We start from the raw sequence: 26739 nt of genomic DNA, 5'->3' as shown, positions 1-26739 counted from the left end.
GTATCCGAACATGAGCACTGTCCAGGGTCGGCTCCGCATCGCCGTCCAGAAATCAGGCCGTCTGGCCGACCGCAGCCTTGATCTGATCCGCGACGCGGGCCTGAAATGGGTCAAGGGTCACAACGACCTGCTGTACCGGGTTGAGAACTACCCCATCGACCTGCTGCGCGTGCGCGACGACGACATCCCCACCTTCGTGGCGGACGGGGTCTGCGATCTGGGCATCGTCGGCGAGAATGTGCTGGAGGAAGGCAAGAACGGCGGGGCCAACGCCTCCATCGTCATGCCCCTGGGCTTTGGCCGCTGCACCCTGAAGATCGCGACGCCGCCGACCCTGGCCTATGAAGGCCCCGCCTCGCTGGACGGCCTGCGGATCGCGACCTCCTATCCGAAAATCCTGCGCAAATATCTGAACGACAACGGCGTCTCAGCCGACATCGTCACCATGCGCGGCGCGGTCGAGGTGGCCCCGCGCCTGAAGCTGGCCGCCGCCATCTGCGATCTGGTGTCGACCGGCGCCACGCTGGAGGCCAACGGGCTTCAGGCCAAGGACACGGTGCTGGAAAGTCAGGCGGTCCTGATCCAGTCGCCCATCGCCCCGGAGCCGGGTCTGCAGCACCTGCTGGACAGCATCGTCGAACGGATGGCGGGCGTCGTGTCGTCTCAGGGCGCCAAATACGTCATGCTGAATGCGCCCCGCGCCTCACTGGATCAGATCACCGCCATCCTGCCGGGCGCCGGTTCGCCGACCGTCATGCCCCTGATGGGTCGCGACGATGCCGTGGCGGTCCACGCTGTCTGTCAGGAGGCCGTCTTCTGGGAGACGCTGGAGAAGCTGAAGGCCGCAGGCGCCTCGGCCATCCTGGTCCTGCCCATCGAGAAGATGATGTGATGACCGAAACCGCATTCAAACGCATCGACTGGTCGTCGCTGGACGCGGCTGGAAAGAAGACCGCCCTGGCCCGCCCCACCCAGCGCACCGCGGGCGACGTGACCGAGGTGGTCCGCACCATCCTGAACGACGTGCGCGAGCGCGGCGGCGCAGCCGTGACCGAATGGTGCCTGAAGCTGGACAAGGCGCCGCCTCGTCGCATCGCCATCACGCCGGGCGCTATCGCCGAGGCGCGCAACGCCCTGCCGCCCGCCGACACCCGCGCCCTGCGCTTCGCCGCCGACAACATCCGCGTCTTCCATCAGGCGACCCGGCCCGAAGACACCCCCTATGTCGAGACGACGCCCGGCGTGCGCTCGAAACTGGCGTGGCGGCCCATCGCCTCTGCGGGTCTCTATATTCCCGGCGGCACGGCGCCGCTGTTTTCGTCCCTGCTGATGCTGGCCATTCCGGCGGAAGTGGCGGGCGTGCGCGAGCGGATCGCCGTGACCCCGCCAAACAAGGAGGGCGGCGTCCACCCCGCCATGATCCTGGCCGCCGCCGAGGCTGGCCTGGACGCCATCTGGCTGATGGGCGGGGCGCAGGCCATCGCCGCCCTGACCTTCGGCGTCGAACTGGAGGACGGGATCATCCCGCCTTGCGACAAGCTGTTCGGACCGGGCAACGCCTATGTCGCCGAGGCCAAGAAACAGGCGTCCGCCCTTCCGGGTGGCCCCGCCGTGGATATGCCGGCAGGCCCGTCCGAACTGATGGTCATCGTCGACCGCGACGCCGCACCCGAGATCGCCGCCGCCGATCTGCTGAGCCAGGCCGAACATGACGCCGACGCCCAGGTCCTGCTGGTCTCCACCAGCCGCGCCACCATCGACTATATCCTGACCGAGGTTGAGGTTCAGGTCGCCACCCTGCCGCGCGAAGCCATCGCCCGCGCCTCGCTGAACGAGGCCCGCGCCATCCTGGTGCGCGATCTGGACGCCGCCGCCGAGGTGGCCAATCTGTACGGCCCCGAGCACCTGTCCATTCAGGTCGAAGAGTCCGAGGAACTGGTCGAGTCCATCAACGCCGCAGGCGCCGTCTTCGTCGGGCGTTTCGCCGCCGAGACCCTGGGCGACTACGCCGCTGGACCCAGCCACGTGCTGCCGACCGACGGCGGGGCCAAGACCCTTGGCGGGGTCACCACCGCCAGCTTCATGACCACCATGTCGGTTCAACTGGTCACCGAGGACGGCGCCCGGCAACTGGCGCCCATCGCCGCCCGTCTGGCCCGGATGGAGGGTCTGGAAGCCCACGCCCGCGCCGCCGACCTGAGGGCCGACGCATGACCCTGCCCGCCCCCTATGCCCCTCTGGTGTCCGGCGGTGACGGTCTGGACCGTTATCCCGGCGACGCCTTGGCGCTGGCCGCACGCATGGCCGCCCTCTACGCCACGCCGGTCGAGACGGTTCTGCCTGTGCGCGGGCTGACCCATGGGCTGGAGCTGGCCTATCGCCTGGCCGCCCGCGACGGCGGTTCGGTCGAGGCGCCCAAGGCCGAGCCCTATGACCGTCTGGCCGCCATCTATCCGTCGAAGGGCGACCCCGCCGCCGTCATCATCCGCGCGTTGGGTTCGCCCGAGGCGGTGGCCGAAATGGCCGCCCGCGTGGCCCCGGCCCTGCTGGTCGTGGACGAAGGCCTGATCGAGTTTTCCGACAGCGCCTCCGCCGTCACCGTCATCGCGGACCAGCCCAACCTGGTCGTGCTTCGCAGCCTGTCGCTGGCCTATGGGCTGGCGGGTGCGCGGGTCGGGGCGGCCATCGCCCAGCCGCAGACGCTGGCGCGGCTGGCCTCAGTGTTGGAACCCTACGCCCTGCCCGAGCCTCTGGTGCGGCTGGCGCAGCAGGCGCTGGACCCGTCGCGGATGATCGAGACGGCGGAACGCATCGCCACCGTCCGCCGCGAGCGCGAGCGGGTGGCCCGCGAACTGGGCCGTCTGATGCCGGTCGAGGCGGGCGTCGGCCCCATTGTCATGACGCGGCCTGAAGATCCGGCGGCGGCGCTGGCGGGCCTGAAGTCCTATGGCGTCGAGGGCGACCTGTCGGGCGACCGTCTGCGCCTACCCGTCTCGATCAAGCCCGAGATCAACGACCGGCTGCTGGCCGCCTTCGGCCTGACGCCCGCCAAGCGCCGTCCGTCCCGCGTCGGCCAGGCCGTGCGCGACACCAAGGAGACGCGCATCGTCTGCGCCGTCGATCTGGATGCGACCGGCCCGATCAAGATCGAAACCGGCGTCGGCTTCTTTGATCACATGCTGGAGCAGATCGCGGCCCACGGCGGCTTCTCGCTGCGCCTGCAATGCGAGGGCGACCTTCACACCGACCCGCACCACACCATCGAGGACAGCGCCATCGCCCTTGGCCAGGCGCTGAAACAGGCGCTGGGCGAAAGGAAGGGCATCGCCCGTTACGGCTTTGTTTTGCCGATGGACGAGGCCAATGCGACCCTCTCCATCGACCTGTCGGGACGACCCTATCCGCTGTTCGAAGGCACGTTCGAGACGCCCTATATCGGCGACTACCGCACCGACCTGACCGCCCACGTCTTCCGCTCGCTGGCCGAGGCCATGGGCGCCGCCATCCATATCACCGTCACAGGCCAGGACGACCACCACAAGACCGAGGCCGTCTATAAGGCCTTCGGTCGCGCCCTGCGTCAGGCCATCCGCGTAGAGGGCGATGCCGTGCCCTCGACCAAGGGCGTGCTGTGACCCAGGTCGCCGTCGTCTCCTACGGCGCGGGCAATGTCGCCTCGGTCCAGTTCGCGCTGGAGCGGCTGGGCGCGACCGTGCGGCTGACCGCCGACCCGGTCGAGATCGCCGAGGCCGAGCGGGTCATCCTGCCCGGCGTGGGGGCTGCGGGCTACGCCATGTCGCGGCTTGCGGCGTTGAACCTGATCGCGCCGCTGCGCGCCTTTGAACGCCCCCTTCTAGGGGTCTGTCTGGGCCAGCAGTTGCTGTTCGAACGCAGCGACGAGGGCGACGGCGTCGAACTGCTGGGCTTCATCCCCGGTGCGGTGAAACGTCTGGAGCCGGGCGCCGCCCTGCCGGTGCCGCACATGGGCTGGAGCCGCCTGACGCGCGACCATGACGACCCGTTGCTGGCGGGGGTCGAAGACGGCGCCTACGCCTATTTCGTGCACGGTTTCGTCTGCCCGGACGGGCCCGCGACCGTGGCCCGCGCGGACTACGGCGGCCCCGTCCCCGCCGTCGTGCGATCCGCCAACCGCTGGGGCTGCCAGTTCCACCCCGAACGCTCGGCCCAGGCCGGTGCGGCCATCCTCAAGAATTTTCTGGGACTTCCGGCGTGAGCCGCATTGCCCTTCCCGCTCCGTCATCCTCGGGCTTGACCCGAGGATCGGGCTTTCTGCCGCCTGTGCGACGACGGACGCGCACGGGCCACCCCACCTCTGATCCTCGGGTCAAGCCCGAGGATGACGACCGGAAGCCGACCTCATGCTGATCTATCCCGCCATCGACCTGAAGGCCGGCGTCTGCGTGCGCCTGATGCACGGCCGGTTCGATCAGGTGACCCAATATGACGAACAGCCCGCCGCGCGCCTGACCGCCTTCGTCGCGGAAGGGGCCGAATGGATTCACATCGTCGATCTGGACGGCGCCGAGGCCGGTCAGGCCATGCAGCACGAACTGATCGGCGAACTGGCCAAGGCCATCGACGTCAAGATCCAGTCGGGCGGCGGCGTGCGCAGCCGCGACGACGTCACCAAGCTGCTGGCCTCTGGCGTGGATCGGGTGGTGATCGGATCTCTGGCGGTGACTCGGCCGGACGATGTCTCCGGCTGGCTGGGCGAGTTCGGGCCGGAGCGGATCACCCTGGCGCTGGACATCAAGCTTGAGGACGGCGTGCCCGTGCCCGCACTGAAGGGCTGGACCCAGTCGGCGGGCGTCGACCTGTGGACCGCGCTGGACCGCTATCCGAAGGGGGCGTTCAAACATGTGCTGGTCACCGACGTGGGCCGCGACGGTGCCCTGACCGGCCCCAATCTGGAGCTGCTGGCCGAGATCCGCCGCCGACGCCCCGACCTGGTGCTCCAGGCGTCTGGCGGAGTGTCGTCTCTGGATGACCTGAGCGCGGTCAAGGCGCTGGGCTGCAACGGCGTCATCGTGGGCCGCGCCCTGTACGAAAACCGCTTCACCCTGCCCGAAGCCATCGCGGCCGCGGCATGACCGCCCGGCGGATCATCCCCTGCCTGGACGTGAAGGACGGACGGGTCGTCAAGGGCGTGAAATTCGTCGGCCACACCGACATGGGCGACGCGGCTGAGTTGGCTGCGCGTTATCGTGACGAGGGCGCCGACGAACTGGTCTTCTACGACATCACCGCCAGCCCGCAGGGGCGGACGCTGGACTATGGCTGGATCAGCGACATCGCCCGGCTGCTGGACATCCCCTTCTGCGTCGCGGGCGGCATCCGCAGCGTGGAGCAGGCGGCGCGCTGCCTGGATCACGGGGCGGACAAGGTGTCGATCAACTCGCCCGCGCTGGAGCGACCCGAACTGATCGCCGAGATGGCCGAACGCCTGGGCTCGCAATGTGTCGTCGTCGGCGTCGACAGCCGCCTGGAAGACGGCGAATGGGTCGTGCACAAATACACCGGCGATCCCGACGCGCGCCGCCGTGCGGGCAAGCGGACGCTGGACTGGCTGGATCAGGCGCAGGGACTGGGCGCGGGCGAGATCGTGCTGAACTGCATTGATCAGGACGGGGTGCGTCAGGGCTATGATGTGGAGCAACTGTCGGCTGCCCGCGCACGTCTGACCATCCCCCTGATCGCGTCCGGCGGCGCAGGCGCGCCCCAGCATTTCCGCGATGTGTTCGAACAGGCGGACGTGTCGGGCGCCCTGGCCGCCAGCGTCTTTCACACCGGCGCGATCGCCATACCGGACCTGAAACGATACCTGGCCGACGAAGGCCTGGAGATGCGGATATGACCCTCGATCCATCCACCATCGACTTCGAAAAGGGCGGCGGGCTGGTTCCCGTGGTGGTGCAGGATGCGGCGACGCTGCAGGTCCTGACCCTGGCCTATATGGACCGCGCCGCGCTGGACGAAACGATCACCTCCGGCGAGGCCACCTTCTTCTCACGCTCGCGCGGCGGGCGCTGGAGGAAGGGCGAGACGTCGGGCGACCGGCTGCATGTCGTGGGCGTCACGCCCGATTGCGACAATGACGCCCTGGTTCTGTCGGTCCGGCCGGTCGGCAACGCCTGCCACCTGAACCGCGTCAGCTGTTTCGGGAATGCGGATGCGCCGGGTCTGGGCCGGATCGCGCGGCTGGAGCAGACCATCGCCGTGCGCGCCGCCGCCGATCCGTCCGAAAGCTGGACCGCCAAACTGGTCGCCGACGGCCCCAAACGCATCGCCCAGAAGGTCGGCGAAGAGGGCGTCGAGACCGCGCTGGCGGGCGTCGCAGGCCCTGATGAAGAGCTGGCCAGCGAGGCGGCGGATCTGATCTATCACCTGCTCGTTCTTCTCCATGCCCGTAACATGGTGTTTCAGGACGTGCTGGACGTGTTGGCGTCACGCGCGGAAGCGGGCAAAGCCCATCCATAGCGACAGGCCCGGTCATAAAGGGCGTGCATACCCGGCGACGGGCTACTTGAGGGGATATCGATGGCGGCTTTGATCTTGTTCGGCGGCGGCGGCGATCTGGCGATGCGCATGCTGTTGCCATCGCTGTATTTCCTTGAGCACGACGGCCTGCTGCCGGAAGGGCTGAAGATCATCGGCGCCGCGCGTTCGGAAGAAACCGCCGACGAATACATCGGCAAGGTCCAGGATGCGGTGAAGGCCAAGGCCGAGGCCGACAAGGCCTGGGACGAAGACAGCTGGGCCCGGATGAAGGCCCGCCTCGACTATCTGGCCATCGACGCCACCAGCGCCGAAAGCCTGAAGCGGCTGAAGGCCAAGGTCGGCGACGGCGAGGTCACCTCCTTCCTGGCGGTGTCGCCTTCGCTGTACGGCCGCATCGTCACGGCGATGAAGGAGGCCGGTCTGGCTGAACGCAACTGCCGCATCGTGCTGGAGAAGCCGGTCGGACGCGACCTGAAGTCCTTCCTTGAGATCGACGACGCCGTGGGCCACGCCTTCCGCGAGGATCAAGTGTTCCGCATCGACCACTATCTGGGCAAGGAGACGGTCCAGAACCTGACGGCCCTGCGCTTCGGCAACACCATCTTCGAGCCGCTGTGGAACAATCTGACGATCGACCACGTCCAGATCACCATCGGCGAGACGGTCGGCGTCGGCGACCGCTGGCCCTATTATGATGAATACGGCGCCCTGCGCGACATGCTGCAGAACCACATGCTGCAGCTGCTGTGCCTGGTGGCGATGGAGCCGCCCAGCGATCTGGACCCGGAATCCCTGCGCAATGAAAAGGTGAAGGTGCTGCGCTCGCTGCGCCCCATCACCCCCGAAGAGGCGGAACGCGTCACCGTGCGCGGCCAGTATGTGGCGGGCGTGTCCGAGGGCAAGCCGGCCAAATCCTACGAAGAGGAACGCGGCCAGCCGTCCGACACCGAGACCTTCGTCGCCATCCGCGCCGACATCGACAACTGGCGCTGGGCGGGCGTGCCCTTCTTCATGCGCACCGGCAAGCGTCTGCCGGAGAAGCGCACCGAGATCGTCATCCAGTTCAAGCCGGTGCCGCACTCCATCTTCGACAATGACGAGGGCGAGGCCCCGGCCAACCGCATGATCATCGAACTGCAGCCCGAGGAAGACATCTCGCTGACGGTGATGAACAAGCGCCCCGGCCTGGACAAGCGCATGCAGCTTCAGCCCATCACCATGAGCCTGTCGTGGGGCGTCGACGGCAAGTCCGCCGCGCCGCCGCGCCGCCGCATCGCCTATGAGCGGTTGCTGCTGGACGCCATGCACGGCGACTCCACCCTGTTCGTCCGTCGCGACGAGGCGGAACAGGCCTGGAAATGGGTCGATGAGGTCGCCGACGCCTGGGCCGAGTCCGGCCAGAAGCCGGATCAATATGTGGCTGGCACGTGGGGGCCTGACACCGCCGACATGCTGATGATGCGCACCGGACGCGACTGGAACACGACCAATGTCTAACACGCCCCAGATCGAAGCCTTCCCCTCCGTCGACGCCTGGGCCGAGGCGACCGCCGCGCGTCTGGGCGAGACCCTGGCCGCCGCCGTGCGCGACAACGGCTCCGCCTTCTTCGCGGGACCGGGCGGTTCGACGCCTGCGCCGGTCTATCGCCATCTGGCGGCGATGGACCTGGACTGGGCGAAGATCGCCGTCACCCTGGTGGACGAGCGTTATGTCCCCGAGACATCATCGGACTCCAACGCCCGCCTGATCCGCGACGTGCTGTTGCAGGACAAGGCGGCCGCCGGCCGCTTCATCCCCCTGTTCACGCCCGAGGTCACCGTGGACCGCGCCGCCATCGTGGCGGCCAAGGCCCTGGCGGAGGCGGGCGGTCGTTTCGATGCGGTCCTTCTCGGCATGGGGGAGGATGGCCATATCTGCTCCATGTTCCCTGAAAGCCCCACGCTGAAGACCCTGCTGACGCCGACGCTGAAGCCGACCGTTCTGGGCGTGCCGCATGGCCGCGACGGCATGGCGCCGAGCATCGAGCGCCTGTCGATCAACCTGCCCTATCTGATGCAGGCCGAGCGCGTGATCCTGGGCCTGAAGGGCGAAACCAAACGACGCGTGTTCGAGGAACAGGCCAAGGGCGATCCTAAGATCCAGCCCATCGCCGCCCTGATCGCCGCCGATGTTTCTCTTGAAGTTCTCTGGACGGAGGAAGGCTGATGGCGCCCCGATACGAATTGCATCCTACGGTCGCTGCGGTCACCGCCCGCATCATTGAAAAAAGCCGCCATACGCGCGCCGACTATCTGCGCCGCATGGACGCCGCCCGCGACAGCGGCGCAGGCCGCGCCAAGCTCAGCTGCGCCAACTGGGCCCACGCCTTTGCGGGCCAGACCATCGCCGACAAGCTGACCTCGATGGACGGGTCCAAGCCGAACCTGGGCATCGTCACCGCCTATAACGACATGCTGTCGGCCCACCAGCCGTTCGAGCGTTTCCCCGATGTGGTCAGAAAGGCCGTCCGCGAAGTCGGCGCCACGGCCCAGGTCGCAGGCGGCACCCCCGCCATGTGCGATGGCGTGACGCAAGGGCGCCCCGGCATGGAGCTGTCGCTGTTCAGCCGCGACGTCATCGCCATGTCGACCGGCGTGGCCCTGACGCACGACGCCTTCGACGCCGCCCTGATGCTCGGGGTGTGCGACAAGATCGTTCCCGGGCTATTTATGGGAGCGCTAGCATTCGGGCACCTGCCTGTCGTCTTCGCCCCCGCAGGCCCCATGCCGTCCGGCATTCCGAATGCGGAAAAGGCCCGCGTCCGCGCAGAGTACGCCCAGAACAAGGTCGATCGTCAGACCCTGCTGGAAAGCGAGATCGGCTCCTATCACTCGCCCGGCACCTGCACCTTCTACGGCACGGCCAACTCCAACCAGATGATGATGGAGCTGGCGGGGCTGCACATGCCCTCAACCGCCTTCGTCCACCCGGACACGGGCCTGCGCGACGCCCTGACCGCCGCCGCCGCCAAGCGCGCCGTCGAACTGGCCCGCAGCGGCGAATGCCGCATGGCCGACGTCATCAGCGAGAAGTCCATCGTCAACGCCATCGTCGCCCTGCTGGCCACGGGCGGTTCGACCAACCACGCCATCCACCTGGTCGCCATGGCGCGGGCGGCGGGTGTGCTGATCGACTGGACCGACATGGATGAGCTGTCTTCGGTCACGCCGCTGCTGGCGCGCGTCTATCCCAACGGATCAGCCGATGTGAACGCCTTCCAGGCCGCAGGCGGCGTCGCCTTCATCGCCCGCGAACTGGCTCAGGCCGGCAACATCCACACCGATGTGACGACCATCATGGGCCCGCCAGGAAAAGGGGGGGGCATCGAGGCCTATTTCCAGGAGCCGTCGATGGTCGACGGAGAACTGGTCTGGCGCGACGGGGTCACCGAAAGCCTGGACCTGGACATCCTGCGCCCCGCCTCCAACCCCTTCGACAACGAGGGCGGCCTGCGTCTGGTCAAGGGCGACCTGGGCCGGGCGGTCATCAAGATCTCGGCGGTCAAGCCCGAGAACCGCATCGTCGAGGCGCCCGCCGCTGTCTTCGAAACCCAGGAAGACGCCCTGCAGGCCTTCAAGGACGGCAAGCTGTATCGCGACGTCGTCGTGGTCCTGCGCTTCCAGGGTCCCAAGGCCAACGGCATGCCCGAACTGCACAGCCTGTCGCCCGCCCTGTCGATCATTCAGGACAAGGGCTTCAAGGTCGCCTTCGTCACCGACGGCCGCATGTCGGGCGCCAGCGGCAAGACGCCCGCCGCCATCCACGTCTCGCCCGAGGCCCTCGCAGGCGGCCCCCTGGCCCATGTGAAGGACGGCGACATCATCCGTCTGGACGCCGAGGCCGGAGTGCTGACCACGGTCGGCGTCGACGGCCTGACCGACCGCCCCGCCGCCACGCGCACGCCCGCCATCGCCCAGGGTTCGTCCTGGGGTTATGGCCGTGAGCTGTTCGGCGCCTTCCGCCACGTCGTCACCACGGCCGAGCAAGGCGCCACCGTCTGTTTCGCCCTGCCCTCCGAAGGCAACGGCCACGATGACACGCCGCCCAATCCCAACTTCGTCGACCGGACTGTGGACGCCTGATCCGCCCAACCGATCGCAGGAAACGACCCATGAATGACAAGACCCTTCTCGTCGGCGATGTCGGCGGCACCAACGCCCGCTTCGCCGTGGCCCGCATGGTCGATGGCCAGCCGGTCCTGGACCATCACGAAAGCTTCCCGGCCGAGACCTATCCGACCTTCCTTGAAGGCGTCGCCGCCTTCATCGACGGCTGCGAGGTCAAGCCGACCGGCGGCGTGATCGCCGTCGCAGGGGCTGTGACCAATGGCGAGATCGACCTGACCAACTCGCCATGGCGCGTGTCGGAAGCCGAGCTTCAGACCCTGGGTCTGGAGCCGGTCAAGCTGATCAACGACTTCGAGGCCCTGGCCTGGGGCGCGCCCATTGTTCCGGCGGATCAGCTGGAAAGCCTGGGCGGCCCGATCGACGGCGATCCGCACGCCACCGTGGCCGTGCTGGGCCCCGGCACCGGCTTCGGCGTCTCGGCCCTGGTGCGCGACGCCCATGGCAAGGAGATGGCCATGCCGTCGGAAGGCGGCCACGCCTGCTTCCCGCCCGGCGATCCGGTCGAGGACGAAATCCTGCGCATCCTGCGTCGCCGTTATGACCGCGTCTCCATCGAACGTCTGATCTGCGGCCCCGGCCTGCTGAACATGCACCGTGCCCTGGCCGAGATAGACGGACGCGAGACCCATATCGAAGACCCGGCCGAGATCACCACCACCGCGCTGGCCGACCCCGACAGCCCCTGCGGCGCCACCCTGGCCCGGTTCTGCGCCATTCTGGGCGCCGTCGCCGGCGACATCGCCCTGACCACCGGCGCGCGCGGCGGCGTCTATATCGCCGGCGGCATTGTTCCGCGCATCCTGCCCTTCATCAAGGCCAGCCCCTTCCGCAAGCGTTTCGAGCGCAAGGGCCGGTTCCAGGACTATATGGCGGCCATTCCAACCAAGGTGATCATGCACAAGCACGCCGCCCTTCTGGGCTCCGCGCGCGTCGCCTTTGCTGAAGCGGGAGAATAAAAGTAACGGCGGCGTGAACCCTTCGTGATGCCCTGCGTTTTCCAGACCTCAACAAGCTGAGGAAGGAAGCACCGTGAAGAAACTTGCTGTTACCGCCGCTGCCCTGTTCGCCGTCGCCGGTCTGGCCGCTTGCCAGCAACCCGCACAAAAGGCTGCGGACGCCCAAGCTGACGCCGTTGTCGCCCAGGGCGACGCTGCAGCCGACCACCTGAAGGCCCAGGCCGACGCCACCGTGGCCCAGGCCAACGCCGACGCCCAGACCGTCAAGGCTGACGCCGACCGTCAGGCCGAGGCCCTGAAGGAGCAGGCTGACAAGACCCAGGCCGCCGCTGATCAGCGCGCTGGCGAAATCAAGGACGCCGCCAAGGGCCACTAAGCCGCCCTGGCGTTGAAACGAAAGAAGCCCCCGTCGTTCGCGACGGGGGCTTTTTCATGGGCGCCGTGTCGGTCGCCTCAGTCGATGCAGAGCGTGGGTCCGGCCTTGCCGTTCTCGACAGGGGTGCTGCAGCCGAAACGGTTGCTGGTCGCCTGACAGACGCCTGAAGTCGTCGCGCCGGGCGTCTTGTCCGTCGCCTCTCCAGCCAGACAACTGCCCTGGCACTGGCTGCTGCTGGTGCAGACCTTGCCCGCATCGGCGTAGCGGATCACGCACTGCCAGGACTGCAGCTTGCCAACCTGTCTCATCGTGCCGTTGCGCGCGGCGCAGGCGGCGGCGTCCGCGCTCTGAACCGGGGCGCTGGCGGCCGTGTTCGTGTTCACTGTCTGCGGCGCGCAGGCGGCGGCCAGCAGGGCGGCGGCGGTGATGGCGAGCAAGCGTTTCAAGAGACCTGTCCTTTGGTGAACCCGGACCAGACATCGTCATAGTCGAGCTGCATCTGTGGGGCCTCTTGCGCCCATTTGGTGACGCGGATCGGCATTCGCGTTTCGAACATGAAGGCCAGTGTATTTTCAACCTTGTGCGGCTTCAGCTCCGCCTTGACCGCGCCGTCATAGCTGGCCTGATCCGGGCCGTGGCCGCTCATGCGGTTGTGCAGCGAGGCGCCGCCCGGCGCGAAGCCGCCCGCCTTGGCGTCATAGGCGCCGGTCACCAGCCCCATGAACTCGCTCATGACGTTCCGGTGGAACCACGGCGGACGGAAGGTGTGCTCGGCCACCATCCAGCGCGGCGGGAAGATGACGAAGTCGATGTTTGCCGTGCCGTGCGTGTCGGACGGGCTGGTCAGGACGGTGAAGATCGAAGGGTCCGGGTGGTCGTAGCTGACGGTGTTGATCGTGTTGAACCGCGCCGTGTCATAGCGGCAGGGGGCCAGATTGCCGTGCCAGCCCACCACGTCCAGCGGGCTGTGGTCAAAGGTGGTGGTCCACAGTTTGCCGCCGTATTTCTGGATGCACTGGGTCGGGCGGTCCACGTCCTCATACCAGGCCACGGGCGTCTCGAAATCGCGCGGGTTGGCCAGACCGTTGGAGCCGATCGGCCCAAGGTCCGGCAGGCGGAACGGCGCGCCATAGTTCTCGCACACATAGCCGCGCACCGGCCCATCCACCTCGACCCGGAACCGGACGCCGCGTGGGATCAGGACGATATGGCCGGGCTGGGCGTCGATCACGCCCATCTCGGTGACGAACCGTTGCCCGCCTTCCTGCGGCACGATCAGCAGTTCGCCGTCGGCGTCATAGAAGACCCGGTCGGTCATCGACCGATTGGCGACATACAGGTGGATGCCCGATCCGGCGCCGTGATCCGGCTCGCCATTGCCGCCATAGGTCGTCAGCCCCTCGACCCAGTCGGTCGGCGCCGTGGCGAGCGGCAGAGGGTCCCAGCGCATCCGGTTGGGGTTGGGCGGCGTCTCGTCAAAGGGGCCGGAGCGGACCTGCCCCTGATCGAACGGCTGGTACGGCCCGTGCTGGGCCGAGGGGCGCAGCCGGTACAGCCAGCTGCGGCGGTTCTCGGCGCGCGGCGCGGTGAAGGCCGTGCCGGACAGCTGCTCCGCATACAGGCCCATCGGCGTCTTCTGCGGCGAGTTCTGCCCGACCGGCAGGGCGCCGGATACAGCCTCAGTCGCGAAATGGTTGCCGAAGCCGGTCAGATAGGCGGGTGCGTTGTTTTGCAACGTCATGTGCGTGTCTCCCTTGTCGGGAAATCTAGGACGACACGACGCGAGACGCCACACCAAGTCGAAAACCTTGCCCCTTCGCCGCATGGGAAGGGGCAAGATTATGCGATCTAGAAGCCCTGCGCCTGGGCCAGTCGTTCGGCGTGGAAGCCTGCGTCGCCCAGCAGTTCGTTCAGCACCCGGACCCGCTTCATGAACAGGCCCACGTCGAACTCGTCGGTCATGCCGACGCCGCCGTGCATCTGCACCGCCTCCTGCACCGCCAGTTCGGCGACGCGCCCGGCTTTGGCCTTGGCGATGGAGGCGGCCAGGGCCGCATCGTCACGCCCCGCGTCGATGGCCTGAAGCGCGCCCAGGGCCGCCGCGCGCGACAGCTCCAGTTCGGTGAACAGATGGGCCGCGCGGTGCTGCAGGGACTGGAACTCGCCGATCAGTTTGCCGAACTGTTTGCGGGTCCGCAGATACTCCAGCGTCACCTTGAACGCCTGATCGCCCGCGCCCGTCAGGCTGGAGGCCGCGCAGGCCCGGCCCAGCGTCAGGGCTGCGTCCAGCAGGGCCTCGCCGCCGCCGACCTCGCCGATCACCGCATCCGCATCAACCGCGACGTCGCTTAGGGTGACGCGCGCAGCGTTATGGCCATCGACCATGATGGTGCGTTCGATCTCGACGCCCGCCGCCTTGGGATCGACCAGGAACAGGGTCGTCCCCTCGTCCGCCTTGGCCACCACGATCAGGGCGTCAGCGACATGGCCGTCCAGCACGAAGCTCTTGGCCCCGTTCAGCTTGAAGCCGTTGCCCGCACGTTCGGCCCGCGCATTGATGCGTGACGGGGCGTGTTTGGCGCCCTCGTCCACGGCCAGGGCCAGGATGGCCTCGCCCGCCGCGATCTTGGGCAGCCACGCCTGCTGCGCCTCGGACCCGCCGTCCGTCAGCACCTTGGCCGACAGGATGGCCGATCCCATGAAGGGCGACGGCGTCAGGGTGCGGCCCAGGCTTTCAGCGATGACGCCCGCCTCGACGGCGCCCAGTCCCAGGCCGCCGTGGGCCTCAGGGATGATGACGCCGGCGAAACCCATCTCGCCGAACGCCCGCCACAGGTCGCGGGAAACGCCGTCGGCGTCATGGCTGTCGCGCAGGGCGCGGAAATGGGCGATGGGCGCATTATCGTTCAGGAAGCCGTCGGCGGCCTCCTGCAGCATGGTCTGCTCTTCGGTCAGGATCAGGGGCATGGTTCAGGCTCCCGGCAGTTGCAGCAGATGCTTGGCGATGATGTTCAGCTGAACCTCGCTGGTCCCGCCCTCGATGGAGTTGGCCTTGGTGCGCAGCCAGTCGCGGGCGGCCGAACCGCCGCGCGAACGCTCGCTCTCCCACTCCAGCGCATCGGCGCCGCCTGCCGCCATCAGCAGTTCATGGCGGCGCTTGTTCAGCTCCGAGCCATAGTATTTCAGCATGGAGGCGATGGCGGGATGCGCCTGTTTGGCCTTCACCTGATCGCCGACCCGCTCCATCGCCAGACGGAAGGCGGCCTGGTCGATTTCAAGATCGGCGATCCGCGCGCGCAGCATCGGATCGTCAAGTCGACCGTCTTCGCCAGCACCCACAGCATCCAGCGCCACCTGGCCGACCGGACGACCGCCCGCGACCTCGCCCATGGCGCCGATCATGGTGCGTTCGTGCGCCAGCAGATGCTTGGCCACGTCCCAGCCCCGGTTCAGCGTGCCGACCAGGTTCTCCTTCTCCACGCGCACGTCGTCGAAGAAGGTCTCGCAGAAGGGCGACTTGCCCGAGATCAGGGTGATGGGGCGCGTCGTCACGCCCGGCGTGCGCATGTCGAACAGGACGAAGCTGATGCCCAAGTGCTTGGGCGCGTCCGGATCGGTCCGCACCAGACAGAAGATCCAGTCGGCCTTGTCGGCGTACGAAGTCCAGATCTTCTGGCCGTTGACGATCCAGTGGTCGCCGCGGTCCTCGGCCTTGGTCTGGATCGAGGCCAGATCAGACCCTGCGCCCGGCTCGGAATAGCCCTGGCACCACCGGATCTCGCCGCGCACGATCTCGGGCAGGAAACGCTTCTTCTGTTCCTCGCTGCCGAACGCCAGCAGCGCCGGGCCCAGCATCCAGACGCCGAAGCTGTTCAGTGCGGGCTGGGCCTTGATGCGGCGCAGTTCGGACGCCAGCACCTTGGCCTCTTCACGGCTCAGTCCGCCGCCGCCGTATTCGGCGGGCCATTCCGGCGCGGTCCAGCCGCGTGCGCCCATCCGCTCCAGCCAGAGCTTGTGGCCGGGGGTCGCGAAGACCGCGTCGCGTCCGCCCCAGATCATCTCGGCTTCCGACTTGATCGGCCCGCGAACCTCCGCCGGACAATTCTCCTCCAGCCAGGCCCGCGTCTCCGCGCGGAAGACCTCCAGATCGCTCATCAACTCTACTCCCCGCTTGTCCTTATGACCGGAAGGCTAGCAGCCGATCCAAGTTTACGCATGGTCAAGAGCGGCTGATTTTCAGCCCTTTTTGGGCAGGAATGGCGAGAAAGTTATCACTGTAAACGTATCGCGCACGTGGGGCCGGGTCTGGACCTCTTTGGTCACGAATGTGCCGATGTCGGCCTCGCGCGGCAGGTTGAACTTGGCCAGCAGGTCGTGCTGCCCCGAGGTGGAATAGACCTCCGAGACGTTCTCGACATTGTCCACGATGTCGGCCGCCACCTCATTGGCGTAGCCCAACTCGCATTTGATGAAGACGAAGATGGCGGTCATCATGGCGGGGTTGTCCTCTGCTGTGCGATGTTCCTAGCCGATGATGAGGTGACGGGTAAGCCGCCAGACCCTGCAACCGGCCTTGGGGCCAGGTGAAACAATATGTTTCGCCGTTCTGGCAAAACCCGCCCCTGCCCGCGTTCGCATTTTCCCTGCCGTGGGATAAGCAGTCGGGCAGAACCGGCCCGGCCGGTCATTGCAACAGATACGGGTCTCGCCACAGGCTGGGACCAAGCGGAGGTGAACATGGCCCACGATCGCATCAGCGTCCTGAAAGGTCTCGAACAACAGGGCGTCTGCCCCGTCTTCTATCACCCCGACCCCGAGGTCTGCCTGAATGTGATCCGCGCCAGCGCGCGCGGCGGCGCCAAGGTGGTCGAGTTCACCAACCGCGGCGACTTCGCCTGCGACCTGTTCGGCGAGATCAACCGTGAACTGATCAAGACCGACCCCGACATCGTGTTGGGCATCGGCTCGGTCGTGGATGCGGGCACCGCCGCCCTCTATTTGAACCGGGGCGCGCGTTTCGTGGTCAGCCCCTGCCTGGTGCCGGACGTGGCCAAGGTCTGCAACCGCCGCATGGTCGCCTATTTCCCCGGCTGCGGCTCGGTGACCGACATCGGTGACGCGCACGAACTGGGCTGCGACATCGTCAAGCTGTTCCCCGGCTCGTCGGTCGGCGGCCCCGACTTCGTCAAGGCGATCAAGGGCCCGCTGCCGTGGGTCAAGATCATGCCGACGGGCGGCGTCGACCCGGACGAGGACTCCATCGCCAAATGGTTCGGCTCCGGCATCGTCGCGGCAGGCATGGGCTCCAAGCTGATCACCGACGCCGCCGTCAAGGCCGGCGACTGGGCCGGGATCGAGGCTCAGGTCAAGAAGACGGTCGAAGCCGTCGCCGCCTTCCGCGCCTCCAGGGGCTGATCAGTGACGCGTGTCGGGGTGCGGCGGTCGGTTCGGCTGTCCATCCCGATGCGGCTCCCTGTGCACGCCGCCCTTGCGCTGCAGGATCGGCGACAGGGTCTTGCGCTGTTCGGGCGTCAGACCGCCCAGCACGGCGATGGCGTCATTCTCCAGGCGGGCGCGCCCACGCAACTCCGCCGAACGCGACTGCTCCAGCAAAGCCTGCACCCTGGCCGCATCGAACGTCGGCGCACCCGCGACATCGACCGCCTCGCGCCGCGCCGCGCGCGCCGCCTCAAAATCGGGGCGGGCGGCCAGGGCGGATTCGCGAAGGCTGGTGTGGACCTTCTCGCGCACATCCTGCGGCAGGCTGGCCAGCATTTCACCGAACGGCCCCTGGCGGCCCGGCTTGTTCTGGGCCTCGATCTTGCGATCCGCCTGGGCCCTGCTGACGCCGTAGGCCACGCCGCCCGCCACCGCGAACAGGTTCAGGGCGACCGACACGGCCAGCGCGATCTTCAGCGTCTTGTTGCTCATCCCAGAACCTCGGTGTCGTCAACGCCGCTCAGCGTCGCCTGATAGAGAATGGCGTCCGCCCGTTCGTTGGCCGTGACATGCGATGTCAAACCCACGCCTGCGACCACGCCGGCGCAGGCCGCCGCCGCCCAACCGGCGCCCAGAATCCAGAACACCCGCCCCAGATGACCGCGCGACGCCTTGCGCTTCGGCGCCGACGCCAGCACCCGCGCAGTCAGGTCGGCGGACGGAACGATGCGCGGCGAGGCGTCCAGCAGGGCGTCAAGCGCCGCCGCCTCCTCCAGCACGGCGCGGGCGGCCGGGTCCGCCGCGATCAGGCTCTCGGCGAAGGCGCGCTCGTGCGCCGGCCAGCGGCTCAGGTCCGCGCCATAAGCCTCCGCCAGAACTTCAAGCCGATCGATCTTCATCGTCCGTCTCCTGCACGTCGCCCGTCAGATCGGGGCGACAGATCCGCCAGGGCCGCGCGCAACGCCCGCCGCCCCCGCGACAACAAACTCTCCAGCGCCTCGACGCTGATCTCCATCAGAGCCGCCGCCTCGATATTGGTCAGCTCCTGATAATGGCACAGCACGATGGCCTCGCGCTGCCGTTCCGGCAGTCTGGCCAGCGCCGCATCGACGCGCCTGCCCGTTTCGGCGGCCAGCAGGCCGCGATCCGGCGCCGGTCCCTCGTCGGGTCGATCCGGCGGGGCATCGGTCGGGATTTCGCGTCGCCGCCTCAGCCGGTCGTAGCAGAGGTTCAGCGCCACCCGGTGCAGCCAGGTGTCGAACTTGGCCTTGCCCGCCTGCCAGGTCGGCGCCTGTCGCCAGGCCTTCAGCATGGCCTCCTGCGCCACATCCTCGGCCTCGGCGGCGTCGCCCAGCATCCGCTGCGCCAACGCCAGAATGCGCGGCAGCTTGCGTTCCACCAAAGCCTGAGACGCCGCCGGATCGCCAAGACCCACACGGCGCACCAAATCCTCGTCGGGGTCGACGACTGCGACCAATCCAGCCTCTTTCGTTCGAGCCTGGTCGGCTAAGGCGGGATCGTTGCGCGATCTCGCCGACGCAGTGAATCAGGCTCTTAAAAAATGCCGGAGCGAAATCCGGGCTGAACCGGCTTGCAGCCAACTCATCCGATTCCGCTCTGGCGGCGAAAGGGACCGATTCGCGCACTACGGACGACCCCGACATCTTTCTTACTCCGAAGCCGGAGCCGGGGAAGCCGGTTGTTGCCCCGGACGATGCTGGCCAAGACCCTGACGGTGGGCTGCGCGGCCTTCACGGCGTTGCTCCCCTCGCGCCTGCCAGCCTGCGCGACGTTCAGCCGCCGTCAGGACGCCGTCGTGGTTGGTGTCCAGCTTGGCGAACTGCTCGGTCAGCTTGGCACGCACGTCGGCGATGACGATGGGGCCACGCTCACGCGCGCCTTCGGGACCACGGGCGCCGCGATGCGCCGCACGCATGGGGCCGCGATGACCGTCGCGCTGTCCGGTCCATCGCCCCGCCCGTTCCGCTCGCGGACCCCGCTCAGCGCGTGGCGCATTGGCGGCGTCGAACTCGGCCCGGCTGATGGAGCCGTCGCCATTGGCGTCCAGCTTGGCGAAACGCTGGTTCAGACGTTCGGTGCGCTGCGCCTGACGGGCGGCCTGCATTTCTTCCGGCGTCACGGTCCCGTCGCGGTTCGTGTCGGCGGCGATCAGCCGCGCCAGACGGCCTTCGACGAACTCCGCCTGGGTGACGGAGCGTTCCGCCGCCTGCGCGCGTGCGGCGTTGGGCGCGCGGTTGGCGCCAGGAGCAGCCGTCTGGGCCACGGCCATGCCGGACACTGCGGCCAGAGCGATGGCGGCGGCGCCGCCGATCATGGTCTTTTTCATCTTGTGGTCTCCTTGAGCCGCCCTGACGACGGCCTTTGTTCAACCCTGTCGAGAAGTTGAACGGAGAGCCGAAGATTATCCGTCGCGCGCCGCCGGAACGGCCTGTTCGAACGCCGTCCGCGCCCGTGCGCGCAGATCGGTCAGATCATGCTTCAGGGTGTCGAAATCCGGCGCCCCGACCGCCTCGGCCAGACGCAGCCGGAAGACCTCGGGCTCGGCTTCAGGATCGACGCGCCCCTCGAAGGCGGCGGACAGCAGGTGGTTGATCCGCTGCTGGGTGCGCCACGCCTCGGCCAGCACCGGATCGTCCTGAAGCGCCTTCAGCGTGGACACCGTCAGCGGCTGGCCCGCCGCCGCCGCCTGAAGCTGGCGGTACTGGGCCGCGAACTCGGCGTCCACCTGCCCGCCCGGCGACAGTTTCAGATCCCAGAAGCCGTGCGGACGCCGCTCGCGGTCCATCAGGGCGCGCATCTTGCGCACATCCGCCCCGACATCGACGCCGGGACGCGGGCGGCGCAGCACCGTCTCCAGTGTCTGGGACACCCGCTCCCCGAACACCGGGTCGCTGGCCCAGACGACGCGCGCGCGGGTCAGGACCATGAACTCCCAGGTCTCGGCCTCATGTTCGTAATAGTCGACGAAGGGCGCCAGACGCACCGACACCGGCCCCTTGGACCCCGTGGGCCGCAACCGCATGTCGACTTCATAAAGCCCGCCCTCGGCCGTATGGGCCGACAGGGCCGAGATCAGCCGCTGGGTAAACCGCACATAGAAGACGTCGGCGCTCCAGCCCTTGATCTCCGACAGGACGCCGTCGGGCGCATCGTACAGGGTCATCAGGTCCAGGTCAGATCCCGCCGACATCTCGCGCGACCCCGCCTTGCCCAGGGCCACCACCGCCACGGCGCCGCCGGGGAAGGCGCCGCCCAGACGCTCCGTCTCGGCCAGGGCCGCCGGGGCCAGGGTCCGCATGGCGGCGTCGGCCAGGGCGGCATAGGCGCGTCCGGCTTCTTCCGGCCCGGTCCGCCCGCTGATGGCGTGGATGCCGATGCGGAACATCTGTTCGCGGTGCAGGCGGCGCACGGCGTTCATGGCCCCCTCGAAATCGCCCTCCTCCTCGGCCTCGCGGATCATCTGTTCGACCAGACCGGTGTCTTCCGACAGGTCCGTCAGGAACCGCGCGTCCAGAATCCCGTCCAGCGCGGCGGGCTGGCGGCCCAGCTGGCGCGCCAGTCGGGGCGCAAAGGCCATCACCCCCAGCACCATGTTGAACAGCTTGGGCTGGTTCAGGAACAGGGCCTGCACCTGCACCCCCGCCGCCAGTCCCGAGAAGAAGGTGGCGAAACGGCGAAAGGCGTCATCCGGCGCCCCCGTCCGCGCCAGCGCCTGCAGCAGACGCGGCGCCAGCCGGGTGAACAGCTCGCGCCCGCGCGCCGTCCGGGTCGCGGGGATGCGGCCGTGGTGCCAGCTGCGGATGGTGTCGGACACAGTCGGCGCCTCGGTGAAGCCCATCCGCTTCAGCGTCTCCAGCGTCTCGGGGTCGTTCTCGACGCCGGTGAAGACCAGACTGCCATAGGGCGAATCCAGCTCCTCGCCGCCCTCGAACAACTCGCCATAGCGGGTGTTGACCCGGACCAGCAGGTCTTCGATCCCCGCATCGAACCGCGCCAGATCGCCCTCGCCCGCCAGCGCCGCCACCGCGCCGCGCCGTTCGGCGTCGACCGGCAGTTTGTGCGTCTGCTCGTCGTCCAGCATCTGCACGCGGTGCTCCAGCCCGCGCAATTCGACATAGGCGGCGGACAGCTCTTCGGCGACCTGCGGCGGTACATGGCCTGCCTGCGACAGCGCAGCCAGGGCGTCCAGCGTGCGCGGCGCCCGCAGCTCGGGATGGCGCCCGCCCAGGATCAGCTGCTGCGTCTGGGCGTAGAATTCGATCTCGCGAATGCCGCCGCGCCCCAGTTTCAGATTGGCGCCCGCCGCCTGCAGCCCCTCGCCGGTCTTGTAGGTGTGGATCTGTTTCTTGATCGACTGAATGTCCAGCACGGCGGCGTAGTCCAGGCTTCGCCGCCAGATGAAGGGGATCATCGCCTTCAGGAACCGGGCCGCCGCCCGCATGTCGCCCAGCACCGGCCGCGCCTTGATGAAGGCAGCCCGCTCCCAGTTCTGACCGACGCTTTCATAGTAACCCAGGGCGGCAGGCGCTGCGACCACCGGCGGGGTCGAGGACGGATCGGGCCGCAGCCTCAGATCGACCCGGAAGACGTATCCGTCCGCCGTCCGCTCGGTCAGCAGGGTGGCCAGCACCCTGGCGGCGCGGTTGACGAAATCCTGCATCTCCACGCCTTCGCGCAGGGCCAGCGTCAGCAGGCGCGGCTCGTAGAAGAGCGAGATGTCGATGTCCGAGGAATAGTTCAGCTCGTTGGCGCCATGCTTGCCCATGGCCAAACCGAACAGGCCGGGCACGGGGCCGCGTGAATCGTCGGGCGCGGTCAGCAGCCTGCCCTTGTCGCGCTGCTCATTGCCCACCGCCCGCAACGCGGCACGGCAGGCGGCGTCGGCGAACCGCGACAGGGCCGCCGTCACCGGGTCCAACCCCCAGACACCGCCCAGATCGGCCAGCGCCGTCAGCAGATGCAGGTCCGCCTTCAAGACACGCAGCGGCGACTTCATCGCCTCCGCATCGCCGGTCAGCGCGTCCGTTTCGGCGATGATGACCTCCAGATGCCGGTCCGGATCGCTCTCCAGAATCCGCCGCAGCTGCGCGGGCCGCCGCCGCATCAGGCCTGACAGATAGGGCGACGCCCCCGCCACCGTCGCCAGGGCGGGCCAGGCGGCAGTCAGCACCTCCAGCCAGCCGTCAGCGGTCGCCGCCTCGACCAGAGCCTCATGCAGCCGTTCCGCCGCGCCAGGGCTGTGGACGGGACCGGCGGGTTTCAGAATTTCAAACAGCGGCCGGGACATTTGCGTGGGCATTCGACTCTTTCGCTTATGGATTTCCCGGCGCCGGGGGCAGGACCAGCGCCACCCGCAGACCCGGACCGAAATCGCCGTATGCGCCCGGTCCTTCGTCCAGCACCACCCGCCCGCCGTGCGCCTCGGCCACCGCCGTCACCAGCGACAGGCCAAGGCCCGATCCCGGCTCGGTGCGGCTGTTGTCCAGGCGCACGAACCGCTGGACGACGCGCTCACGGTCCTCCTCAGGCACGCCGGGGCCGGTGTCGGTGACGGAATATTCGATCTCGCCCGAGGAGCGCCTGCGCGCCCGCAGCTTCACCGCCCCGCCCGCAGGCGTGTATTTGATGGCGTTGTCGATGATGTTGGCCAGGGCCTGGGCCAGGAAGGGCTGGTTGCCCTCGATCATCAGTCCCTTCTCGACCTCGGCCGAGAAGTCGATCTCCTTGTCCTCGGCGGCAGGCTCGTAAAGCTCGGCCATGTCGGCGGCCAGATCGGCGGCGTCGATCACCTTCGGGTCCGGCGCCCCGCCCGCCTGCAGACGCGCGATGGCCAGAACCGTGTTGAAGGTCTTCAACAGGTGGTCGGCTTCGTCCAGCGCGATGCCCAGTGCATCCACCCCGTCGATCTTGCCCGCCTCGGCGTCGATCAGCGCCACCTCAAGCTTGGCCCGCATCCGCGTCAGGGGCGAGCGCAGGTCATGAGCGATGGCGTCGCCCGCGTGCCGGATCGAGGCCATCGACGCCTCCAGCCGGTCCAGCATGAGGTTCAGCCCCTGGCCCAGCTCGTCCAGTTCATCGCCCGAGTGACGCACCGGCGCCCGCTGTTTCAGGTCGCCCTCCTGCACCGCCTGAACCACCTGATTCAGCCCGGCCATCGCCTGTTCGACCTTGCGGCTGATATAGAGCCCGCCCGCCAGGCCCAGCAGCATGACCAGGGCCATCGCCCCCCACAGGGCCTGGGTCAGGCGCGCCAGATATTCCTCGATGTCGCCGATGTCCTGACCGACGAACAGATGCTCGCCCCCCGTCAGGGTCATGACCACGCCGATCGCGCGGCGACGTTGAACCTTGCCCGACGGATCGGTGTCCGTCAGTCGGAACGTCTCCCAGTCGCCCTGGCCGACCGGCAGGGTCTCGTCGATGTCGATGGGGGACTCAGTGATATTGCCCGTGATCGTCTTTCCGCCGGGATCGGACAGCAGATAGAGATAGGGCCCGCCCCGGATCGACCGCTCCACCAGCGCCTGGTTCAGGGCGTCGATTCCGCGTGTCCGATGGATCGCCGTCAGTGCGCCCAGCTCGGTTTCAACATCCGTCCGCGCCCGCGACTGCGCCTCCGACGCCGAGGCGAAATAGACATAGGCCAGGATCGCCCCCGCCGCCGCCACGAACAGCGCCAGAAACAGCAGCGTCAGCCGGAAGGGGGTGCGGCGAAGGAGGGATGGAAGGCGCATGGGGATTTAGTGGTGAGCGGCGAGTGACGAGTGGCGAGCAAACCGGCGCACAGGAGCGTTTCGGCCCCTGACCTCATGTTTGCGCCAGACGCTCCTCACCCTCTCGCCACTCGCCACTCGCCACTCATCACCAGCCTCACGCCTCCAGCCTGTATCCCGCCCCGCGCACGGTCTGCAGCATGGCCTTGTCGAAGCCCTTGTCGATCTTGGAGCGCAGGCGGCTGATGTGGACGTCGATGACGTTGGTCTGTGGGTCGAAGTGGTATTCCCACACCTTCTCCAGCAGCATGGTGCGCGTCACCGACTGACCGGCGTGGCGCATCAGGAACTCCAGCAACTGGAACTCGCGCGGCTGCAGGTCGATCTCCCTGTCGCCGCGATGCACGGTACGGGCGATCAGGTTCATCTCAAGATCACCGACCTTCAGCACCGTCTGCACCCCGCCCGTCTCACGACGGCGCGCCAGGGCCTCGACCCGCGCAATCAGTTCGGCGAAGGCGTAGGGTTTGACCAGATAGTCGTCGGCGCCCGCCTTCAGGCCCGTGACGCGGTCCTCGACCTCGCCCAGGGCGGACAGGAACAGGACCGGCGTCTGATCGCCGCCCTTCCTGACCATCTCGACCATGCCCACGCCGTCCAGACGCGGCATCATCCGATCCACCACATAGACGTCGTAGCCGCCCTTTTGCGCCTCAAGCAGGCCAAAGGCGCCGTCCACGGCGTGGGTCACATCATGTCCGGCCTCGGACAGTCCCCGCACCATGGCGGTCGCCGCTTCGGCGTCATCCTCGACCACCAGAATACGCATTCAGCCCTCTCCGGAATCAAAATCGCCGCCGATGGTAACCCATCGGCGGCGATTCAGTGAGTTAAGCCTTGGTCAGAAAACCAATCACTCGCCGCCTGTCAGCGGCAGGACCACCGGCGTGTTGCCACGCGGGGTGCGGACCAGCAGCAGAATGCCCGGACGGCCTGCGCTCTTGACCGTCTGGACCGCGCCCTTCAGGTCGGCGACCGAACTGACCGAACGACCGTTGGCCTGGATGATGACCAGACCCGGCTGGAAGCTCATGCGGGCCGCGCGCGAGGACTGATCCACCGCCGTAACGACCACGCCCTGAACATCGGCGGGCAGTTCATAGCGGGTGCGGAGCGCCGCGCTGATGGGGGCGACGGTCAGACCTTCGACCACTTCGCCCGCCGTTGCGCTGGGCTTGCCGGGCGTTTCCGCGCCCTCGTCTTCACCCGCCGTCGAGGTCGACAGGTTGCTGGGGCGCGTGCCCGAACGCACGGTGACGGTCTGACGACCGCCGTCGCGCAGCACGTCCAGACGCAGGGTGTCGCCCGGCTTGGCGTTGCCGACCGCACGGGTCAGTTCAGTCGAGGTCTGGATCGGACGGCCGTTCAGGGCCACGACCACGTCGCCCGCCTTCAGGCCCCCGCGCGCGGCGGGCGCGTCCGCCGTGACCTCGGCGACATAGGCCCCCTTGGTCGAGGCGGCCAGGCCCAGGCTTTCGCGGTATTCGTCGCTCAGGGTGATGATCTGCACGCCCAGATAACCGCGCTCGATCGTCTGGCCGCTCATCAGGCGCGAGGTGATGGTCTTGGCCGTCTCCGCCGGAATGGCGAAGCCGATGCCGACCGATCCGCCCGTCGGCGAATAGATGGCCGAGTTCACGCCGATCACGCGGCCGTGAATGTCGAAGGTCGGACCGCCCGAGTTGCCCCGGTTGATGGCGGCGTCGATCTGCAGGAAGTCGGTGTAGGGATTTTCGCTGCCGCCGATGTCGCGCGCCTTGGCCGAAACGATGCCCGCCGTCGCCGTGCCGCCCAGACCGAACGGGTTGCCGATGGCGATGACCCAGTCGCCGACGCGCGGGTCAGCCGTTTCTTCGAAGCTGACGTATTTGAAGTTCGAACCGTCCACCTTGATGACCGCCAGGTCGGTGGCGGCGTCGCGGCCGATCAGGCGCGCGGGCAGTTCGCGCCCGTCCGACATCTTCACCTTGATCTCGGTGGCGTCGGCGACGACGTGGTTGTTGGTGACGATGAAGCCGTCCTGCGAGATGAAGAAGCCCGAACCGGCGCCTTGCGTCGTCTGCGGCTCGGCGTCCTGGCCCTGACGTCCGCGGCCCTGCGGCGGGGCGAACTGGAACGGCAGGCCTGGGATCTGGAAGGCGCCGGATTGCGGCGTGACCGGCACCTTGACGTCGATCTGCACCACGGCGGGCGCGACCTGTTCGAAGATGTCGGCGAAGCTGCTGGGCGCGCCCGGCGGCGGGGTGAAGGCGTCGCCCGTGGCCGGAACCGGGGTCAAGCGGTTCACCGCCTGCGGATCAGCGTGCGCCCCGGGCCAGTTGATGACGCCGCCGGCGGTCGCCGCCGCCGCCAGGGTCAGGCCGGCCGCGGCCCCGAGAATGAACTCTTTGCGCTTCAGCATCGTGGTCCTTGCGATCCTCTGTCCGGGACCGAGCGGGCCCCGTGTTCGCTTTTGATATAGTCTCAACCGGCCTGACGCCAATTGTGA

At 68.0% G+C, this 26739-nt stretch carries 25 protein-coding genes and 1 pseudogene; 13 read left to right on the top strand and 13 right to left on the bottom strand.

Translation table 11 applies throughout. From position 1 onward, the window contains the following. Positions 1-10: 10 nt before the first annotated feature. The 12 genes from hisG (at position 11) to KWG56_RS18105 (ending at position 12018) form a co-directional block, all read left to right on the top strand. A complete protein-coding gene (gene hisG, locus KWG56_RS18160; RefSeq protein WP_219353204.1) occupies positions 11-892 on the top strand; it encodes an ATP phosphoribosyltransferase in 882 nt (293 codons plus the stop codon). Beyond that, complete coding sequence (gene hisD / locus KWG56_RS18155) at positions 892-2214, top strand: histidinol dehydrogenase (protein WP_219353203.1); 1323 nt, start codon at positions 892-894, stop codon at positions 2212-2214. The genes hisG and hisD overlap by 1 nt, the downstream gene beginning before the upstream one ends. Next, positions 2211-3635, top strand: a complete 1425-nt coding sequence (gene hisB, locus KWG56_RS18150; RefSeq protein WP_219353202.1) for an imidazoleglycerol-phosphate dehydratase HisB — start codon at positions 2211-2213, stop codon at positions 3633-3635. The genes hisD and hisB overlap by 4 nt, the downstream gene beginning before the upstream one ends. Continuing rightward, positions 3632-4234 carry an imidazole glycerol phosphate synthase subunit HisH gene (gene hisH, locus KWG56_RS18145; protein ID WP_219353201.1) on the top strand — a complete coding sequence of 201 codons (603 nt, stop codon included), beginning with the start codon at positions 3632-3634 and terminating at the stop codon, positions 4232-4234. Before hisB ends, hisH begins: the two co-directional genes overlap by 4 nt. 145 nt (positions 4235-4379) lie before the next feature. After that, positions 4380-5111 (top strand): 1-(5-phosphoribosyl)-5-[(5-phosphoribosylamino)methylideneamino]imidazole-4-carboxamide isomerase, encoded by a 732-nt coding sequence (gene hisA / locus KWG56_RS18140; RefSeq protein ID WP_219353200.1) that lies wholly within the window; start codon positions 4380-4382, stop codon positions 5109-5111. Then, a complete protein-coding gene (hisF, locus tag KWG56_RS18135; RefSeq protein WP_219353199.1) occupies positions 5108-5875 on the top strand; it encodes an imidazole glycerol phosphate synthase subunit HisF in 768 nt (255 codons plus the stop codon). Before hisA ends, hisF begins: the two co-directional genes overlap by 4 nt. After that, a complete protein-coding gene (gene hisIE / locus KWG56_RS18130) occupies positions 5872-6498 on the top strand; it encodes a bifunctional phosphoribosyl-AMP cyclohydrolase/phosphoribosyl-ATP diphosphatase HisIE (RefSeq protein ID WP_201100087.1) in 627 nt (208 codons plus the stop codon). The genes hisF and hisIE overlap by 4 nt, the downstream gene beginning before the upstream one ends. A 60-nt stretch (positions 6499-6558) precedes the next feature. After that, entirely contained in the window at positions 6559-8016 is a 1458-nt protein-coding gene (zwf, locus tag KWG56_RS18125; protein WP_219353198.1) for a glucose-6-phosphate dehydrogenase, read from the top strand. Beyond that, positions 8009-8725 (top strand): 6-phosphogluconolactonase, encoded by a 717-nt coding sequence (gene pgl, locus KWG56_RS18120; protein ID WP_219353197.1) that lies wholly within the window; start codon positions 8009-8011, stop codon positions 8723-8725. Before zwf ends, pgl begins: the two co-directional genes overlap by 8 nt. Then, positions 8725-10641, top strand: coding sequence for a phosphogluconate dehydratase (edd, locus tag KWG56_RS18115; RefSeq protein WP_219353196.1), 1917 nt, complete (start codon positions 8725-8727; stop codon positions 10639-10641). The genes pgl and edd overlap by 1 nt, the downstream gene beginning before the upstream one ends. 29 nt (positions 10642-10670) lie before the next feature. Continuing rightward, entirely contained in the window at positions 10671-11642 is a 972-nt protein-coding gene (glk, locus tag KWG56_RS18110; RefSeq protein ID WP_219353195.1) for a glucokinase, read from the top strand. Between the two features lie 73 nt (positions 11643-11715). Continuing rightward, positions 11716-12018 (top strand): hypothetical protein, encoded by a 303-nt coding sequence (locus tag KWG56_RS18105; protein ID WP_201100082.1) that lies wholly within the window; start codon positions 11716-11718, stop codon positions 12016-12018. Positions 12019-12095: 77 nt separating this feature from the next. Here KWG56_RS18105 and KWG56_RS18100 read toward each other — a convergent pair whose 3' ends face one another. The 5 genes from KWG56_RS18100 to KWG56_RS18080 all read right to left on the bottom strand — a co-directional run bounded on the left by KWG56_RS18100 (position 12096) and on the right by KWG56_RS18080 (position 16512). Further along, the gene (locus KWG56_RS18100; RefSeq protein ID WP_219353194.1) at positions 12096-12464 is read right to left on the bottom strand and encodes a hypothetical protein; all 369 of its coding nucleotides are present in this window, start codon (positions 12462-12464) and stop codon (positions 12096-12098) included. Beyond that, positions 12461-13759, bottom strand: a complete 1299-nt coding sequence (gene hmgA, locus KWG56_RS18095; protein WP_219353193.1) for a homogentisate 1,2-dioxygenase — start codon at positions 13757-13759, stop codon at positions 12461-12463. Before hmgA ends, KWG56_RS18100 begins: the two co-directional genes overlap by 4 nt. A 107-nt stretch (positions 13760-13866) precedes the next feature. Continuing rightward, a complete protein-coding gene (locus tag KWG56_RS18090; protein ID WP_219353192.1) occupies positions 13867-14985 on the bottom strand; it encodes an acyl-CoA dehydrogenase family protein in 1119 nt (372 codons plus the stop codon). 3 nt (positions 14986-14988) lie between these two features. Then, positions 14989-16173 (bottom strand): acyl-CoA dehydrogenase family protein, encoded by a 1185-nt coding sequence (locus tag KWG56_RS18085; protein WP_219353191.1) that lies wholly within the window; start codon positions 16171-16173, stop codon positions 14989-14991. A gap of 81 nt (positions 16174-16254) precedes the next feature. Beyond that, positions 16255-16512, bottom strand: coding sequence for an Lrp/AsnC ligand binding domain-containing protein (locus KWG56_RS18080; protein WP_201100077.1), 258 nt, complete (start codon positions 16510-16512; stop codon positions 16255-16257). A 243-nt stretch (positions 16513-16755) separates the two neighbouring features. Between KWG56_RS18080 and KWG56_RS18075 the strand changes: the two genes are divergently transcribed. After that, positions 16756-17433, top strand: a complete 678-nt coding sequence (locus KWG56_RS18075) for a bifunctional 4-hydroxy-2-oxoglutarate aldolase/2-dehydro-3-deoxy-phosphogluconate aldolase (protein WP_219353190.1) — start codon at positions 16756-16758, stop codon at positions 17431-17433. On the opposite strand, the gene KWG56_RS18070 is transcribed toward KWG56_RS18075, so the two are convergent. From KWG56_RS18070 to KWG56_RS18035, 8 genes and pseudogenes are all read right to left on the bottom strand, one after another. After that, positions 17434-17949: a periplasmic heavy metal sensor gene (locus KWG56_RS18070; RefSeq protein ID WP_201100075.1), complete on the bottom strand. Its 516-nt coding sequence runs from the start codon at positions 17947-17949 to the stop codon at positions 17434-17436. Further along, positions 17946-18356 (bottom strand): hypothetical protein, encoded by a 411-nt coding sequence (locus tag KWG56_RS18065; RefSeq protein ID WP_219353189.1) that lies wholly within the window; start codon positions 18354-18356, stop codon positions 17946-17948. Before KWG56_RS18065 ends, KWG56_RS18070 begins: the two co-directional genes overlap by 4 nt. Then, positions 18353-18943, bottom strand: a pseudogene (locus KWG56_RS18060) (RNA polymerase sigma factor); the annotation flags it as partial. The gene KWG56_RS18065 and the pseudogene KWG56_RS18060, both read right to left, overlap by 4 nt. Positions 18944-19126: 183 nt before the next feature. Continuing rightward, a complete protein-coding gene (locus tag KWG56_RS18055) occupies positions 19127-19804 on the bottom strand; it encodes an EF-hand domain-containing protein (protein WP_219353188.1) in 678 nt (225 codons plus the stop codon). 75 nt (positions 19805-19879) lie between these two features. Then, the gene (locus KWG56_RS18050; protein ID WP_219355357.1) at positions 19880-22765 is read right to left on the bottom strand and encodes a bifunctional [glutamine synthetase] adenylyltransferase/[glutamine synthetase]-adenylyl-L-tyrosine phosphorylase; all 2886 of its coding nucleotides are present in this window, start codon (positions 22763-22765) and stop codon (positions 19880-19882) included. A 25-nt stretch (positions 22766-22790) separates the two neighbouring features. After that, complete coding sequence (locus KWG56_RS18045) at positions 22791-24212, bottom strand: sensor histidine kinase (RefSeq protein ID WP_219353187.1); 1422 nt, start codon at positions 24210-24212, stop codon at positions 22791-22793. A gap of 136 nt (positions 24213-24348) precedes the next feature. Next, a complete protein-coding gene (locus KWG56_RS18040; protein WP_201100069.1) occupies positions 24349-25020 on the bottom strand; it encodes a response regulator transcription factor in 672 nt (223 codons plus the stop codon). A gap of 84 nt (positions 25021-25104) precedes the next feature. After that, complete coding sequence (locus KWG56_RS18035) at positions 25105-26652, bottom strand: Do family serine endopeptidase (RefSeq protein WP_201100068.1); 1548 nt, start codon at positions 26650-26652, stop codon at positions 25105-25107. Between the last annotated feature and the right edge of the window lie 87 nt (positions 26653-26739).

It is taken from the genome of Brevundimonas nasdae, assembly GCF_019395145.1.
Classification (GTDB): domain Bacteria; phylum Pseudomonadota; class Alphaproteobacteria; order Caulobacterales; family Caulobacteraceae; genus Brevundimonas; species Brevundimonas nasdae.
This window is presented reverse-complemented; position numbering and strand designations above follow the sequence as displayed.

Coding starts and splice junctions, on each gene's coding strand:
- KWG56_RS18055 (WP_219353188.1), bottom strand. CDS start 19,804: ATGAAAAAGACCATGATCGGCGGCGCCGCCGCCATCGCTCTGGCCGCA.
- KWG56_RS18065 (WP_219353189.1), bottom strand. CDS start 18,356: ATGAAGATCGATCGGCTTGAAGTTCTGGCGGAGGCTTATGGCGCGGAC.
- pgl (WP_219353197.1), top strand. CDS start 8,009: ATGTCTAACACGCCCCAGATCGAAGCCTTCCCCTCCGTCGACGCCTGG.
- edd (WP_219353196.1), top strand. CDS start 8,725: ATGGCGCCCCGATACGAATTGCATCCTACGGTCGCTGCGGTCACCGCC.
- KWG56_RS18035 (WP_201100068.1), bottom strand. CDS start 26,652: ATGCTGAAGCGCAAAGAGTTCATTCTCGGGGCCGCGGCCGGCCTGACC.
- KWG56_RS18070 (WP_201100075.1), bottom strand. CDS start 17,949: ATGAGCAACAAGACGCTGAAGATCGCGCTGGCCGTGTCGGTCGCCCTG.
- KWG56_RS18085 (WP_219353191.1), bottom strand. CDS start 16,173: ATGAGCGATCTGGAGGTCTTCCGCGCGGAGACGCGGGCCTGGCTGGAG.
- KWG56_RS18040 (WP_201100069.1), bottom strand. CDS start 25,020: ATGCGTATTCTGGTGGTCGAGGATGACGCCGAAGCGGCGACCGCCATG.
- KWG56_RS18090 (WP_219353192.1), bottom strand. CDS start 14,985: ATGCCCCTGATCCTGACCGAAGAGCAGACCATGCTGCAGGAGGCCGCC.
- hisIE (WP_201100087.1), top strand. CDS start 5,872: ATGACCCTCGATCCATCCACCATCGACTTCGAAAAGGGCGGCGGGCTG.
- hisG (WP_219353204.1), top strand. CDS start 11: ATGAGCACTGTCCAGGGTCGGCTCCGCATCGCCGTCCAGAAATCAGGC.
- hisD (WP_219353203.1), top strand. CDS start 892: ATGACCGAAACCGCATTCAAACGCATCGACTGGTCGTCGCTGGACGCG.
- hmgA (WP_219353193.1), bottom strand. CDS start 13,759: ATGACGTTGCAAAACAACGCACCCGCCTATCTGACCGGCTTCGGCAAC.
- KWG56_RS18045 (WP_219353187.1), bottom strand. CDS start 24,212: ATGCGCCTTCCATCCCTCCTTCGCCGCACCCCCTTCCGGCTGACGCTG.
- hisB (WP_219353202.1), top strand. CDS start 2,211: ATGACCCTGCCCGCCCCCTATGCCCCTCTGGTGTCCGGCGGTGACGGT.
- zwf (WP_219353198.1), top strand. CDS start 6,559: ATGGCGGCTTTGATCTTGTTCGGCGGCGGCGGCGATCTGGCGATGCGC.
- glk (WP_219353195.1), top strand. CDS start 10,671: ATGAATGACAAGACCCTTCTCGTCGGCGATGTCGGCGGCACCAACGCC.
- hisA (WP_219353200.1), top strand. CDS start 4,380: ATGCTGATCTATCCCGCCATCGACCTGAAGGCCGGCGTCTGCGTGCGC.
- KWG56_RS18080 (WP_201100077.1), bottom strand. CDS start 16,512: ATGATGACCGCCATCTTCGTCTTCATCAAATGCGAGTTGGGCTACGCC.
- KWG56_RS18050 (WP_219355357.1), bottom strand. CDS start 22,765: ATGTCCCGGCCGCTGTTTGAAATTCTGAAACCCGCCGGTCCCGTCCAC.
- hisF (WP_219353199.1), top strand. CDS start 5,108: ATGACCGCCCGGCGGATCATCCCCTGCCTGGACGTGAAGGACGGACGG.
- KWG56_RS18075 (WP_219353190.1), top strand. CDS start 16,756: ATGGCCCACGATCGCATCAGCGTCCTGAAAGGTCTCGAACAACAGGGC.